The organism is Aurantiacibacter aquimixticola (assembly GCF_003605475.1).
GTDB lineage: Bacteria > Pseudomonadota > Alphaproteobacteria > Sphingomonadales > Sphingomonadaceae > Alteraurantiacibacter > Alteraurantiacibacter aquimixticola_B.
In genome coordinates this window covers 2,273,608-2,287,458 of the sequence record NZ_RAHX01000001.1, presented here as the reverse complement: position 1 = coordinate 2,287,458, position 13,851 = coordinate 2,273,608, and the positions used below count along the sequence as shown (strand labels likewise).

Annotated in this window: 13 protein-coding genes and 1 tRNA gene; 7 read left to right on the top strand and 7 right to left on the bottom strand. The window is 63.1% G+C overall.

Features of this window, described 5'->3' with window-relative positions; all coding sequences use genetic code 11:
* Positions 1-26: 26 nt before the first annotated feature.
* Positions 27-686 (bottom strand): COQ9 family protein, encoded by a 660-nt coding sequence (locus D6201_RS11455; RefSeq protein ID WP_120048895.1) that lies wholly within the window; start codon positions 684-686, stop codon positions 27-29.
* Positions 686-1,300, bottom strand: a complete 615-nt coding sequence (locus tag D6201_RS11450; RefSeq protein WP_120049383.1) for an ankyrin repeat domain-containing protein — start codon at positions 1,298-1,300, stop codon at positions 686-688. Before D6201_RS11450 ends, D6201_RS11455 begins: the two co-directional genes overlap by 1 nt.
* Before the next feature lie 119 nt (positions 1,301-1,419).
* Between D6201_RS11450 and D6201_RS11445 the strand changes: the two genes are divergently transcribed.
* The 6 genes from D6201_RS11445 to D6201_RS11420 are packed head-to-tail and all read left to right on the top strand — an operon-like array spanning position 1,420 to position 5,280.
* The gene (locus D6201_RS11445; RefSeq protein ID WP_120048894.1) at positions 1,420-2,019 is read left to right on the top strand and encodes an SCO family protein; all 600 of its coding nucleotides are present in this window, start codon (positions 1,420-1,422) and stop codon (positions 2,017-2,019) included.
* Positions 2,016-2,450 (top strand): YcgN family cysteine cluster protein, encoded by a 435-nt coding sequence (locus D6201_RS11440; RefSeq protein ID WP_422664710.1) that lies wholly within the window; start codon positions 2,016-2,018, stop codon positions 2,448-2,450. Before D6201_RS11445 ends, D6201_RS11440 begins: the two co-directional genes overlap by 4 nt.
* Positions 2,447-3,181, top strand: coding sequence for a M48 family metallopeptidase (locus tag D6201_RS11435; RefSeq protein WP_120048892.1), 735 nt, complete (start codon positions 2,447-2,449; stop codon positions 3,179-3,181). The genes D6201_RS11440 and D6201_RS11435 overlap by 4 nt, the downstream gene beginning before the upstream one ends.
* A 43-nt stretch (positions 3,182-3,224) precedes the next feature.
* The gene (locus D6201_RS11430) at positions 3,225-3,686 is read left to right on the top strand and encodes a hypothetical protein (RefSeq protein WP_133304007.1); all 462 of its coding nucleotides are present in this window, start codon (positions 3,225-3,227) and stop codon (positions 3,684-3,686) included.
* Positions 3,673-4,656, top strand: coding sequence for a bifunctional diaminohydroxyphosphoribosylaminopyrimidine deaminase/5-amino-6-(5-phosphoribosylamino)uracil reductase RibD (gene ribD, locus D6201_RS11425; RefSeq protein ID WP_242447535.1), 984 nt, complete (start codon positions 3,673-3,675; stop codon positions 4,654-4,656). Before D6201_RS11430 ends, ribD begins: the two co-directional genes overlap by 14 nt.
* Before the next feature lie 9 nt (positions 4,657-4,665).
* Positions 4,666-5,280, top strand: a complete 615-nt coding sequence (locus D6201_RS11420) for a riboflavin synthase (protein WP_120048889.1) — start codon at positions 4,666-4,668, stop codon at positions 5,278-5,280.
* On the opposite strand, the gene D6201_RS12985 is transcribed toward D6201_RS11420, so the two are convergent.
* The 3 genes from D6201_RS12985 to D6201_RS11410 form a co-directional block, all read right to left on the bottom strand.
* On the bottom strand, positions 5,277-5,438 hold the full coding sequence (locus D6201_RS12985; protein WP_165853550.1) for a hypothetical protein: 162 nt from the start codon (positions 5,436-5,438) through the stop codon (positions 5,277-5,279). The genes D6201_RS11420 and D6201_RS12985 overlap by 4 nt on opposite strands.
* Before the next feature lie 161 nt (positions 5,439-5,599).
* Complete coding sequence (locus D6201_RS11415) at positions 5,600-6,775, bottom strand: amino acid aminotransferase (RefSeq protein WP_120049382.1); 1,176 nt, start codon at positions 6,773-6,775, stop codon at positions 5,600-5,602.
* Between the two features lie 104 nt (positions 6,776-6,879).
* On the bottom strand, positions 6,880-7,743 hold the full coding sequence (locus D6201_RS11410) for a DUF1134 domain-containing protein (protein WP_165853549.1): 864 nt from the start codon (positions 7,741-7,743) through the stop codon (positions 6,880-6,882).
* Positions 7,744-7,918: 175 nt separating this feature from the next.
* Here D6201_RS11410 and D6201_RS11405 point away from each other — a divergent pair.
* Positions 7,919-8,010: transfer RNA gene (locus tag D6201_RS11405), tRNA-Ser, on the top strand.
* A gap of 63 nt (positions 8,011-8,073) precedes the next feature.
* On the opposite strand, the gene D6201_RS11400 is transcribed toward D6201_RS11405, so the two are convergent.
* A complete protein-coding gene (locus D6201_RS11400) occupies positions 8,074-10,638 on the bottom strand; it encodes an EAL domain-containing protein (protein WP_120048888.1) in 2,565 nt (854 codons plus the stop codon).
* Between the two features lie 76 nt (positions 10,639-10,714).
* Positions 10,715-13,645, bottom strand: coding sequence for a S8 family peptidase (locus tag D6201_RS11395; protein ID WP_120048887.1), 2,931 nt, complete (start codon positions 13,643-13,645; stop codon positions 10,715-10,717).
* Between the last annotated feature and the right edge of the window lie 206 nt (positions 13,646-13,851).

Here is a 13,851-nt window from a genome sequence, read left to right as displayed (position 1 = left end):
TAATTGCAACTGGTTCTCAATAGTAGCTAGCGTTGCGGGTAGCGCAGTCGGCCAAGGAAGCGAGCGACATCGAACGTCTCACGATCCTTGCCGAGAAATTGCGACTTCACCTTCTCGAACTTCATCACGCCCTCGATGCGGCGATCGAGAAAGGCCGCGGTCTCCGCCTTGTCCTGGCTGTCATCACTCTTCCATACGGCCAGGGTCGCACCGTAGATCGAAGCGAGGATCGCGCGCTTGGTGTAGTGGTTGTAATCGGTCGCAGTGTCGCCTGCCAGCCGCCACATCTTGTCCGCGCTCGACCAGCCCTGCCGGAACGCGGCAGCCACGTTTTGCGGCATTGCCTGCACCGCCATCGCGCGCGACAGCGACTCTTCCAGTCCTTCGATCGCTTCGAGGCGGAACCACACGAGTGAACGAATGCGCTCGCGGATCGGCATCGTATCGAGCCGCCCATCGGCAAATTCGATTTCCATGCTCTGATCGACCGAGGTGATCCATGCATCGACCATCTGCATCGGGCCGTCCTTGAAGGCCAGTCGCGCGACATCGGGATCGACACCGGCGCTTTCCGCCGCGGAATCGAGTGCGGCCATCGTCCAGCCATCGAACATCGCGGCCAGCGCGATTTCAGGCGCGAGAGCGACACGCAGTTCATCCAGCGTCAGGTCGGCCATGTCCGCCATCAGAATACCGGGCCGTAGACGCGATCACCGCCATCGGCATCGTCGCGCTCATTCGATTCGATCGTCGAAAGGATGCGCGGCGGGACGCCCGACTGGCGCGCATAGTCGCGCGCGCTGCGGCCGGTATTGTCGGCGCGGTCCGGATCGGCGCCGCCTTCCAGCAGCACTTCCATGAGCTGCGTGTTGCGCGAATGGACCGCCGCGATCAGCGGCGTTTCGCCCGTCCGGTTTGCAACGTCCACGCGCGCGCCGCGTGCCAGCAACGCCTCGACGCCTTCCAGGAAGCCGATCTCTGTCGCAAGGATAAGCGGCGTGCGTCCGTCATTATCCGCAATGTTGGGATTGGCCCCTTCCTGCAGCAGCCAGCGCGTCCATGTCAGATCGCGTCGCCCGACAACAATGTGCAGTCCGGTCTCGCCAGAGGTGATATCGCGCGAATTGACCACGGTGGAGCCCGGCTCCTTCAGCATATTGGTCGCCGCAGTCCCTTCGCGATTCTTCACCGCTTCGAGAAACTCGTAGCCGTCGGAATAGAATTGCGCGGCGGCCGGTGACGAAACCGAAAGGCCGAGAACGACGGCGGCAGTCGAGAAAATCTTGCGAATTGCGAACATGGGTTTCGAGGGCGGTCCGGTGCCGCCCATCCTCCTGTTGAAAATTCCGGGCTTGGCCCGAACGCTTGCCCTGCGCACACCTTGAATAACGCGCGTTAGCAGACCATGAACTATGCGTGATGTCATCGCCTTTCAAGCTTCTCTCGCTCGCCCTGGCACCTCTCGCACTTATCGCATGTGAAAGCGAACCCGCGCAGGACGCCGCGCCGCCGCCATTGTACGGTTCGGCCGTTGTGGGGGGGTTCGACCTGGTCGGCTCGAACGGCGAGCCCGTCAGCGACAAGGATTTCGCCGGGCGATATCAGATGGTCTATTTCGGTTATGCTTACTGTCCCGATGTATGCCCGTTCGATGTGCAGCGCATGGTGCAGGGTTACAATCAGTTTGCCGAGGCCAATCCGCAGCTGGCCGACGACGTGCAGCCGATCTTCATCACCGTCGATCCCGAACGCGACACGCCGGAAGTTGTCGGTGAATTCGCAGCAAACTTTTCGGACAATTTGATAGGCTTGACCGGGACACCCGAACAGATCGAGGCGGCGGCAGCCAATTATTTCGCTTCTTACAGCAAAGGCACCGAAACGAGCGAGGGCGGCTACCTGATGGACCATTCGCGATCCGGCTATCTAGTCGATCGGGAAGGCCAGCCCATGGCTCTTCTGCCCGTCGAGCAATCGGCAGACGCTGTTGCCGCGGAGCTCGAAAAGTGGGTGCGATGAGGAAACGCTTCTGGGAGCTGGAGCTCGACGATCTGACCCGCGAAGAATGGGAAGCCTTGTGCGATGGCTGCGCGCGCTGTTGCCTGCACAAGCTGGAAGACGAAGATACGGGCGAGATTGCCGAGACCAATGTCGCCTGCAAGCTTCTCGACACAGGCACTGCGCGCTGCAAGGATTATCGCCATCGCAAGGCGTTCGTGCCAGATTGCCTGCGCCTGACCCCTCGCCTGGTGCAGAGCGTTCCGTGGCTCCCCGAAAGCTGCGCCTATCGCCGCCGGGCAGAGGGCAAGCCGCTGCCCGAATGGCACCATCTGCTCACCGGCAGCCGTGACGCGATGATGGAAGCGGGCGCGAGCGTTGCCGGACGCTGCGTGAGCGAGGCGGTGGCCGGCCCGCTGGAGCATCACATCACCGAATGGGAACAACGATGATCGATTGGCTGCGCGCCGATCATCGCGACCCCAATGTCGAGGTGGATGGCCGCGAATTGCCGATCGCCATACGCCGGCACGCCAGAGCAAAACGACTGACGATGCGGCTTGCGCCCGACGGCTCCGAGCTGCGCATCACCATGCCGCAATGGGGTCGTACGCTCGATGCGCTTACCTTTGCCAAGGCCCGGCAGGACTGGATCGGACAGCAATTGGCAAAGATACCCAAACCCGTCGCAATCGGCGACGGTACGCAAGTTCCTTTCCGTGGCGAGACATTTACGATCCGCTGGCGGTCATCCGGGCCACGGAAGGTGCGGCTTGAGGGAAGCATTCTTTGTGTCGGAGGCCCTGCAGACAGGATGCCCGGCCGCGTCCGTCGCTGGCTGGAAGGTGAGGCGCAGAGCGTCCTTCGCGAAGACGTGGAGCACTATTGCAGACGTGTCGATCTGCCCGCGCCGGATGTTCGCCTGTCGCGCGCGCAGCGCCGCTGGGGATCGTGCTCAAGCGAGCGGGCGAAAGGTCGCTGCATCCGCATCAATTGGCGTCTCGTCATGGCACCCGATGCCGTGCGCCGCTCCGTAGCCGCTCACGAAGTCGCGCACCTTTTGCATTTCGATCATTCGCCAGCATTCCATGCGCTGCTCGCCGACCTTTTCGAAGGCGAAATCTCGGAGGCGGACACTTGGCTGAAAGCGCATGGTCGCAGCCTCTACGCGCCGTTCGGATAGGCAATACTGGCGCGGCGGGGCGAAGCCGCCTATCTATCCGGCCATGAAGAAGTTTTTTCGTCGCATCTCCCCGCGAAAGGCGGTCCGCGACTTTACCGGTCACTGGAAGCAGCCGACGCCGCATCGCTGGCAGATCCTCGGCGTGGCCTGTGCCGCCACCTTCGCGCTCTTCATGCTGTTCCTGCCGGAAACCGAGCGCGCTCCGCCCGAACGCCCGGAGCTGATCTGGATCACCACACTAGACGAGGATCGCTCCGAAGCGGAGATCATAGCGGACAATTGCGCAAACCAGCGGCTGAAGAACGAGCTTCAGGCGAAGCTCGACGAACGCGCCGAACTTCGCCGCGAAATCTACCGTGCTCTGGGCGAGGCCACGTTCATCGACGTCGATGAGCTGGAAGCGGAAGCGGAAGCCGAGCGCGCGGCTCGGGGCGAGCCCGAGGGACCGACGCCGGAGGAGCTTGCGCTGTCGCTCGAAGAATATTGCGCGCGTGCCGCAGGCTGAGCTTTCCGGTGAAGATCGTCGCTGGCTTGCCGCAGCGGCCGCCCTGGCGGAACGCGCACGGCCGCTAAGCCGCCCGAATCCCGGCGTCGGCGCCATTATCCTGCGCGACGGCAAGGTCGCCGGCCGGGGATGGACGCAGCCGGGTGGTCGCCCCCATGCAGAGGCCATGGCGCTTGCCGAGGCGGGAGACGGGGCAAAGGGCGCTACGCTTTATGTGACGCTGGAGCCTTGCGCGCATCGTTCGCCGCGCGGTCCGTCATGCAGCGATCTGGTCGCCGTTGCAGGTGTGGCGCGGGCGGTCATCGGAATGCAGGATCCCGATCCGCGAACGGCTGGTGCAGGACTTGCGCGCCTTGCCGATGAGGGACTGAAAACGGTCGATGCGGGCCTGGGAAGTGCCGAACTCGGCCTCGAAGGGCACACGATGCACGTCCTCGAGGGTCGGCCGCATGTCACGCTCAAACTTGCCCTCTCGCTTGACGGCTGCATCGCGACGGCTTCGGGCGAAAGCCAGTGGATCACCGGCGAGATTACGCGGCGGCACGTCCATCGCGAAAGGGCCCGCGCCGACGCCATTTTGGTGGGCGGCGAAACCTTGCGTCACGATACGCCGCGCCTCGACGTCAGGTTGCCCGCCCTCGCCGAGAGATCGCCCGAGCGATGGGTGCTGTCGCGCAGCGATGCTCCCGATGGCTGGGCTCGCCTGACATCGCCGGGCGCCATTCGCGACATGACGGACATTCGCTATCTGTTCGTTGAAGGCGGTGCGGCTGCTGCTGCAGCGTTTCTATCCGAGGATATGGTCGATTGCCTGTTGCTGTACCGCGCGCCCATCCTGCTCGGCGACGGCAGGCCGGGCCTTGCCGATATCGGCCTTGAAGACCTGTCGTCCGCGCATCGTCGGTGGACACGGAAAGATTTGCGCGTGCTCGGCCAGGACACGCTCGAAATCCTCGGCAGAACCCGCTAGGTCGCCCGCATGTTTACCGGCATCGTCACCGCCATCGGCACGATCGACTCCGTTCGCGAAGGCGGCGACATGCGTTTGCGCATCGCTTGCCCGCTCGACCCGGCGGCCATCGCTATTGGCGCTTCGATCGCCTGCTCGGGCGTTTGTCTGACCGTCGTCGCCAAGGGTGGAACGAAGGGCGACGCGCATTTCGATGTCGACGTCTCGCAGGAAACCGTGTCGCGCACCGCGAAGGGCATGTGGGCGCAAGGCCAGCGCCTCAATCTCGAGCCTTCGCTGAAGCTGGGGGACGAGCTTGGCGGACATATCGTGACGGGCCATGTCGACGATGTCGGCTCAGTGCTGGACTGGACGCCGGTCGGCGGATCGATGCATGCCATCATCGGCGCACCGCAGCGCCTCGCCCCCTACATCGCCGAGAAAGGCTCCATCACCGTCGATGGCGTATCCCTCACCGTCAATTCGGTCGAGGACACGGACGATGCCGTCCGCTTCACGCTCAATATTATACCCCATACCGAAGAGGTGACGACGCTGGGCGAGCTGCGGCAGGGCGGCGAGGTCAATCTGGAGGTCGATACGCTGGCGCGCTACCTCCACCGGATGCAATCGCTGCGCAGCTAGCCAAACAGCCGCGCAAGCAGGCCGCGATCCTTGCGGCAGGGACGCGATGTCCCGCTGATTTCAAACAGATGATTCGCCAGCTGCGCGACCTGGTTCGTATCCATCAGATAGATCTGCGATCGCACATCGTCCGCCGAATGCGGCGGCGGCGAGGTCACGCTTTGCAGATGCAACGCGATCCGCTCCCGTACGCGTCGTCGTCCAGCCCACCAGCGCACCGTAATCCTTGTGCTGCGAAATCGACATGCCGCCATCTACCCTTGCAGGGCACATAACGTCGTGCAGGCGAGCGCGGCAACGCGGCGCGCCGGGCTGTACCCTAACCGGTCACCTTGGCGAGAGCGTCGGTGAAAGTGTCGATATTCTGCATGGTGAGCCCGGCAACATTGATGCGTCCCGATCCGGCCATGTAGACGCCGTGATCCTCGCGCAGCTGCTGCACCTGATCCTTCGATACGGGTAGCATGGCAAACATGCCCTTCTGCCGCCCGAGCGGCGCGAGATCGACGCTGCCCGCGGTCCCGGCTTCCGCCAGGCGCGCGCGCACTCGCCGGATGCGGCTGCGCATATCCGCGACCTCGTCGAGCCATTGCTGCGTGAGCGCGGCATCTTCCAGTATGACCCGCACTGCCGCCCCGCCATGATCGGGGGGCATGGACCAGTTGGCACGGGCAAGGGCGGCGGCGTTGGAAATCGCCCGCTTCGTCGCGGCCTCGCTGCCGGTGATAACGTAGAACGCGCCGACCCGGTCGCGGTAGAGCCCGAAATTCTTGTCGCAGCTATAGGCGACCAGCAATTCATCGACCGCATTCGTCACGGTGCGCAGACCGTAGGCGTCCTCGTCCATACCATCGCCCAGGCCCTGATAGGCGATATCGATGATCGGCAGGACCGCGCCATCGGCCAGCAGCGCGGCGATCTCGTCCCACTCAGCATGGGTGTAATCGACCCCTGTCGGGTTATGACAGCAGCCATGCAGCAAGACGGCAGCATGCCCGTCGGCGCTTGAAAGCGCATTGCGCAAAGCATCCATATTGGCGGACCCGTCCGCATTCGCATGGTCGAAACCGACCAGTTCCAGGTCGAGATCGGCAAGGATCTGCGCATGGTTCGGCCAGCTCGGCGTGCCCATCAGCACGCGGGTCACGCCGGCCTGCTTCGCCAGCGCGAGCGCCAGGCGAACCGCGCCGGTGCCGCCGGGTGTCTGCATCCCGTCCATCCGGCCATCTGCGGGCTCGGCATCCGCGAAGACATGCGGGATGAGCCCGCCCACGAAGCGCATATCGCCTTCGGGGCCAAGATAGCTCTTGCTGTCCTGCGTTTCGACCAGACGCCGCTCGGCGCCCTTGATGGCATCGAAGACTGGCGTATCGCCATCCTTCGTACGATAGACGCCTACGCCGAGGTCGATCTTGTCGTCGCGATCGTCCGCATTGAACAGCTTGATCAGCGCCAGCAGCGCATCGGGCGATTGTTCTTCGAGTTTGTCGAGCATAGCGACAACCGCCATGCCGCCAGCGCGGCACAGGTGCAAGCCGATCCGGCGGTGCAATGCCGCCTTATGCGACGCGAACGGCTATCGGCTCGCTCACGAAACCTTCAGAACGGTAGCCAGCGCTGCTCTCTCGAAAAGCGCATGTAACCCGCATTGATGCCGAGCCGCAGGCCCGCGCCCACGCGGATGGGGATCAGCACGACATCGCCCTTGCGCACATAGCTCGCGGTAAAGCCGCCGACGAAATAGGCTTGGCCCTCGCCCGCCGGATATCGCTCATACAGCTCGTCCGTGTCGTAGAGATTGTAGACGAGCACGAAGGTGTTGCCCGCATTCGCGCCGGCATCGAGACCGATCGACGGCCCCGTCCAGTAGACCGGCATATTGCCCTCGACGGCGTGATACAGCGTTCCCGAACCATAGCGCACGCCGAGGATGAAAGCGCCGCCGCCCTCTCGCCCGACAATATAGCCATTGGGCTCGCCCTGATCGGCCAGGATATCCTGGATCAGGCGCGCAAGACCTTCCGCGCCCCGCCCGAACAGCCCTTCCGCCGCGCCGATCAGGTCATCCTCGCGATAGGTTCCTGCCTCTGCGCTGGCAGGCGCGGGCTCGGGCGGAAATTCGTCCACCGCCGCATCGGTAGCGGCCGAGCTGTAGTCGGAGCCATTCTCTGGCAAATCAAGTGACGGGCGAACCTCCTGGCTTTCATAGCGCTGGTCCGGTGCCTGCGTTTCGTAGGGTCCCGCGGCATCGGCGGGGTAGCTGTCGTCATAGTCCTGCTGCGGAGGAGCGGGCGTTTCGATCAGGTCGCCGTCTATCACCGTATCTGGATCGATCGTTTGCATCTGCGCAGCGGCGGGCGCTGCGCCGAATGCGAGAAGCGGCGCAATCAGCGCGGCGGCGATGGCGCGCGCGAGGCGGCTTGGCAGGATGTTCATGGCCTTCGATCCCTTCAGGTCAGGCATACGTTGTCCCGAGCAGGAGAATCGCTGGCGGATGAAGCGGCAATGAATAGGCGGCAGGCGGAATCGCTTTTGCGGTGAACCGAGTCGCGGCTCTCAGCTTGGTTAAGGCCCGCAAAGCAGGCTCTTGAAGCCGCGATGCTCCCCCGTTATAGCGCGCCACCTGCCACACAGGTCCGGAGACGTGGGTGAGTGGCTGAAACCAGTTCCCTGCTAAGGAACCATACCCCTATCGGGGTATCGAGGGTTCGAATCCCTCCGTCTCCGCCACCTGATGCCGAGCCGTTGCGGGCGCGGCATTTACCCCTAGTGTGCTGAAGTCCAGCGTCGGGCTCACGCCGTCATGGCGAGCGGGGCCTGCTGCAACGGCTCTGGGCGACCGAAGTGGAAGCCCTGGAAGCACGAGCATCCAAGTGCGCGCATGGCGTCGGCCTGTTCGATGCCCTCGATACCCTCGGCGGTGACATCGATGCCGAGAGATTCGGCGAGCGACACGATGGCGGCGACGACGGCGAGGCTCTTCTGGGAGCCGGCAGCTGCGGCCTGGACGAAATCGCGGTCGATCTTGATCATCGAGAACTGCATCTTTTCAATGTAGTTCAGCGACGAGTAGCCACGACCGAAATCGTCCAGCGCGAAGGTAACGCCGAGCTCGTTGAGGCTGCGGGCCAGACGCTCGACCTCTTCGTCCATTTCGAGAACGACTGATTCGGTAAGCTCCAGCACAAGTCGTTCCGGCTCCAGTCCGCTATAGGCAAGCGCCTCGATCACGGTCGGCAGGAACACGCCGCTCGAAAGCTGCAGGGCCGAAACGTTGACGGTCAGCTTGATGCTCTTGTCCCATGCAGCGGCATCCTGACAGGCGGTGCGCAGCAGCCATGCGCCGAGCTTGTCTATCAGCAGCGCGTCCTCGGCAACCGGCACGAAAATCTCGGGCGAGACTTCGCCGCGTGTCGGATGGTTCCAGCGCATCAGCGCCTCAAGGCAGCGCGTATGGCCGTCCACTCCGTCGACGATCGGCTGGTAGGAGATCGACAATTCGCCCTTTTCGAGCGCGCGGCCGAGATCGTTCTCGATCAAGGTGCGCTCTTCCAGCGTATCGCGCATAGAAAGCGCATATTTGACGAAGATGCCCCGGCCCTGACGCTTGGCTTCGTAAAGCGCGAGGTCGGCATTGGTGATGAGTGCGCTGGTGTTGCGATCCTTGGCACCGATGGCTGCCATGCCGATGGAAGCGCCGACCATGATCTCGTGGCCTTCGAACTGGAAGGGGACGGACACGCGGTCGATAATCGCCTGTGCGACTTCGGCGGCATCTTCCATTGCGAAGGGATGCGGCATGAACAGCGCGAATTCGTCACCGCCCAATCGGCCGATCGTCGCATCCGGACCGGCAGCTTCGCGAAAGCGCATGGCTGTTTTCACGAGGATGTGATCGCCTGCAGCGTGGCCGTATTTGTCGTTCACCTGCTTGAAGCGATCGAGGTCGATCAGCATCAGAACGCCGGTGGACTCGTCCTCTTTCGCGCTCTGCGCTTCCTTTTCCAACAAGGCGTGGAAGTGATCGCGCGAAAAGAGGCCGGTCAGCCCGTCATGCTGGATGACATAAGTCAGCTTGTTATTGACCTCGCTGATGGCGCGCTTGCTGCGATTGACGACCCGCAGCGTGATGAGCGCGGCGAGGAATGCGGCGATAACCAGAAGCACCACCGATGTCAGCAGCCAGACCTTATTCTGCGTCGCGGTAAGGCGGGCTTCGCTCGCTTCCTTTTCGGCAGAGAGCTTGGAAATACGCAGCTCGTTGCTTTCCGCATCGAAACGTGCCGCCAGCAGGGCGCTGTTGGCTTCGGCCGACAGATCGCGGGCTTGGCCGTCGATGCGATGGAAGGCGGAAAGGTGGCGCAGCGCCAGCTCATTGTCGCCGGTGCGCGAGAAGATCTGGTATGCCGTCTGGTGGAAATCTCGGAAATAGGGCGAGCTGCTTTCGATGTCCTGACCGGTGAAGGTGCGGGAGATATCGGCACGAGCTCTTTGCGTTTGACCCGTCGCAAGGTGGATCTGGCCGCGCACGCCGTACAGGAAGGGCAACCATTCCGGAGCATCGGCGGCCGCGATGCGCAGGCCGCGCTCGACCGTGGTCATGGCTTCGCCATACTGCTCCCGATTATATTGGGTGGATGCAATATTGGTAAGGATGCGGGCCTCGAGCGTCGGCGACCCCATATCCTTGGCAACGTAAAGCGCGCGGCCGAATTCGGTTTCCGCCTCACCCAAGCGACCCAGCTCCTTGAGCGCGTTGCCCACATTGTTGTGCGCAGAAAGCGCCAGCGCCGGGTCGTCCGTATGCGCTTCGGTCGCCTGGCGGTAATAACGCATGACGCGTTCGTAATCGCGTGCGTCGGAGTAAAGCGATCCGATATTCTGCAGCACGATGGCCTGGCTGCGCGTTTCGCCCAGCTGCTGGTAACGGTCGTGCGCTTCGAGAAAGGCGGAAAGCGCGAGGCCGTATTCGCCGCGATGCGCCATGAGCGAGGCCTGCGAACGCAGCAGGTCGGCATAAAGCTGGTCGTTTGCGAAAGCATCGGATGCCTCGGCGATGGCCTGTTCGATGATCGCCTGCGCTTCGTCCACGCGGTTCAGCCGGATCAGCGCTTCGCCTTCCAGCCACTGCGCGCTGAGCCGTGCGCGGTGCGCTTCGACGGTGTCGTCGGACGCTGCGATCTTCACTTCGCGCGCCAGGCGCAGCGCCTCGGCCGAATCGCCCATCATTGCGGCCTTGGCCGCATCGAGCTGCTCTTCATGCGCCGGCAGCATTTCGACCTGCGCGGCAGCGGGCGTCACGGACGCCATGATCGCCATTGCGCTGGCGGTAATCGCCATGTGCTTGAGAGTACGCATTGAAAGTCCCCTTGAAATCAAAGTCGCAGACTGCGGCCGGCGGCTCGCGAACGAGCGCCGGCCGTGTGCGATGCGCTTAGAAGCGCACTCCGAAGTTGATCCCCAGCATCAGCCCGTCATCGTCGCTAATGCTGCCTTCACTGACATAGCGACCGAAGAAGCCGAGCTCCCCGGCGCCTTCGAGCACCGGCGTCGCGTAGACGAGCTCACCCAGCATGCGGCGCTTCGTCTCGATGCCGATGGACTGCGTGACGCGTCCGGTCTCGCCCGTTTCCCGGTCGACCACCTGCAGCGTGTCCAGATCGAGCGATCCCTGCTCGATCGTCAGCGGCTGGCCGACGGCGATGCGGAAGCTGTCGGCTTCGGCGAAGAGGTTCGAGCGGGTGAGCGCAATCTGGCCCGCCGAGCTTCGGATGGCGTCGCCGGTCGAGAGCATCTGGCCTTCGGCAGCGGATGTCCGGCTGGCGGTGGCCGACATGTCGAGGCGCAGATTGTCCGCGAGATGCGCCGTGCCCGAAACGGTCAGCGCATCGGTGTGCGATCCATCGCCAAGCAACAGGTCGAGATCGGTCTGCGCGCCTAGCAGTGCGTCGTCTTCGCGAAGGCGCGTATACTGCAGGTTGAGAGACACCGCATCCGAGACGCGCTGCTCCAGATCGACCGTCATGGCCTGTGCGTTCTGTGCGCCAAGCTCACGCTGATACAGGCGCTGCGTCACATCATTGGTATTGATGTCGCGCCAGTCCAGACGATTTTCGGAATAGCCGAGGCGCAGCTGCGTATCGGGGCTGAAAGCGAGGCTGGCAGAGGTGAAGAACTCGCCCGAAGCAAAACCCAGAACGGGGTTCACGCCGCCTTCGTCGCGATCGAAATCGCTGATGACGCCGAAGCGACTGCCCGACAGCGCCATCGCGCCCTGGCCATGGCCCATGGTGAGCGAGAAGCGATTGCTCGGATCGGTGATCGAGGCGGCGGCGTGGACCGGGGCCATCGAGCCGTCTTCGACCAAACGCGGCATCGCTGCGGAATAGCGGATCGACCAGTCGCCGGCACTGCGCTCACCGCCGGTGCGGATCTGACTGAACCCGGCGCGTCCGTTTCCATTACGGTCGGCACCCTTGCTATGGATCCAGGTGGCGAAGCGCGAGGATACGAAATCTTGAAGGCGCTGGAAGCCACCGCCAAGAGCGTTGGTCCGCTTGCCCATGGTGTAAGTGGACATCGGGACCGAGAAATCGCGGTAGGTGTCACCGACATCTTCGTAGAGCGTGAAAAAGACGTCGTTCGTTTCCCACCAAGCCGGGACGCCCATGTTGAACAGCGTCGTGGCGCTCACATTCCGGCCGTAGAAATAGAAGCCGGAACGCTGGAAGAGCTTGTAATACATATCATTGAAATCGAGCGGCGACTGCGATGCCAGCACGTCGAGCATGCCGGCGCCGTAAATCGGATCGACACCCGGCGCGCCGAGATCGCGCGCGGAACGCAGGATGATTTCCACGCTTTCATCTGGATGCTGGGAGAGCCACGGCCAGCGGTCGTGCAACAGGGCGATCGCCCCGGACACCAGCGGCGCAGAGAAGGACGTGCCGCTGCGACGGACTAGACCGCCGTGACCGTCATCGACCAAGATCATTTCGCCCGGCGCGACGATGAAGCGGTTCATCAACGCGTCACCCTCGCCGCACACGCCCGCATTCAAGAGACATGCGTCTCCCGGCGTGTTGGAGAAGGCCGAGATCGTGCCATCGGGCGAAACCGAGCCGACGAGAATGAAGGACGTGTCGAACGCGCCGCCCCACTCGATATCGTCGGTCTGCGCAACGCCTTCATTGCCGGAGGCGAGGACGTAGACGGTGTTGCCGGCATTGGCGGCGATGGTCGGATCGTTGAAGACCCCGCGCCATTCGCCGGAAAACGGCTTGCCCGTTTCACCCAGCGACAGGTTCACGATGCTGGCACCGTGCTGCGTCAATTGGACTATGCCGTCGCGCACGTCCGTCCAGGACGCGCTGTTCGTCGCATCGAAGGGATTGTGCGCGATGACCTGGGCATTGGGCGCGATGCCCATCACGCCTTGGCCGTCATGCGCGCCGACCATAAGGCTTGCAACGCCCGCGCCGTGGCCGCCGACGAAACCGTCGTGACCGGTCGAGCTGATGACATTGTCGGCAAGGTCGGCCGAGCCGGTCACCGTGGAATCGAGGATGCCGATGACCGAGCGTCCGGTGGAACCCTGGATCTGCGTGATGGACGGGGTCCAGTTGATCGCGCCCATCCAGTGATCGACGTGATCGATGCCGGCATATTGCATCAGCGTATCGTGCCAGTCGACGAAGAATGCGGCACGCTCGCGAGCGGTCAGCGCGGCGAGGCTCGCCGGATCGTTGGGGTCGATCTGGTGCTTGGCGAAGATCGTATCGACAAAGCCCTGCTGGAAGCTCTGCCCGGTCTTGGCCGTAACCGATGCACCCCATTGCGCACTCGACGTGGCGACAAGGCTGTCGAGCTTCGTGCGCACATCATTGGCAAGGACGGCATTGTCGGCGTCGGCGGCAAGCTGGGACCAGGCCGTTTCGGTCTCGCGGAACTGCGTTGCCGTGGTCGCCCAGAAGTTTCCGAGTTCTGCCAGCTTCGCCTTGTCGAACGGGCTGATGTCGTCCCAGAAAGCATCGATATCGCCCCAGAATGCGTCGATGTCGCCGTAGAAGGGGCTGATATCGTCCCAGAACGGGTTGATGTCGTCCCAGAAAGCATCGATGTCGCCGTAGAAGGGACTGATATCGTCCCAGAAGGCGTCGATATCGCCATAAAAGGCATCGATGTCGCCGTAGCGGGGGTTGAGGTCTGCGGCGCGGACCGTGACGCGGCCGGACTGCTCTGCGGAAGCATCGACCGTCGAAGCCTCTGCACCGCTCGCGTCCGCTGCGTCTTGCGCCGCGGCAGGCGCAGCAAGCACGGCAGCGATCGCAATCGCGGCGGCTCCGAAGTTAAATGTGTGGACCATGTTAATGTCCTGTCCCCGTTCAGGTGCGTTCACTTTTTCTACGAGACTTCCCTAGCGAGGGGCGGAATAGGACGACGTTCCGAAACCTGGTTAATTTCCTTACCTGTCTTGCGACTTTGTTAACCATGCGGTTCCAGCCGCCGAAAAGCCGATTTCCGGAATTGTGCGTAATGCAATGGTTTCGATTTCTTAAACGGCGCAAACGT

What these genes read in the sequence shown, in the direction of transcription:
- D6201_RS11455 (WP_120048895.1), bottom strand. Translation starts at nt 686, where the DNA reads ATGGCGGACATGGCCGACCTGACGCTGGATGAACTGCGTGTCGCTCTC.
- D6201_RS11415 (WP_120049382.1), bottom strand. Translation starts at nt 6,775, where the DNA reads ATGCTCGACAAACTCGAAGAACAATCGCCCGATGCGCTGCTGGCGCTG.
- D6201_RS11435 (WP_120048892.1), top strand. Translation starts at nt 2,447, where the DNA reads ATGATCGATTGGCTGCGCGCCGATCATCGCGACCCCAATGTCGAGGTG.
- D6201_RS11400 (WP_120048888.1), bottom strand. Translation starts at nt 10,638, where the DNA reads ATGCGTACTCTCAAGCACATGGCGATTACCGCCAGCGCAATGGCGATC.
- D6201_RS11420 (WP_120048889.1), top strand. Translation starts at nt 4,666, where the DNA reads ATGTTTACCGGCATCGTCACCGCCATCGGCACGATCGACTCCGTTCGC.
- D6201_RS11395 (WP_120048887.1), bottom strand. Translation starts at nt 13,645, where the DNA reads ATGGTCCACACATTTAACTTCGGAGCCGCCGCGATTGCGATCGCTGCC.
- D6201_RS11450 (WP_120049383.1), bottom strand. Translation starts at nt 1,300, where the DNA reads ATGTTCGCAATTCGCAAGATTTTCTCGACTGCCGCCGTCGTTCTCGGC.
- D6201_RS11440 (WP_422664710.1), top strand. Translation starts at nt 2,016, where the DNA reads ATGAGGAAACGCTTCTGGGAGCTGGAGCTCGACGATCTGACCCGCGAA.
- D6201_RS11445 (WP_120048894.1), top strand. Translation starts at nt 1,420, where the DNA reads ATGTCATCGCCTTTCAAGCTTCTCTCGCTCGCCCTGGCACCTCTCGCA.
- D6201_RS11410 (WP_165853549.1), bottom strand. Translation starts at nt 7,743, where the DNA reads ATGCCTGACCTGAAGGGATCGAAGGCCATGAACATCCTGCCAAGCCGC.
- D6201_RS11430 (WP_133304007.1), top strand. Translation starts at nt 3,225, where the DNA reads ATGAAGAAGTTTTTTCGTCGCATCTCCCCGCGAAAGGCGGTCCGCGAC.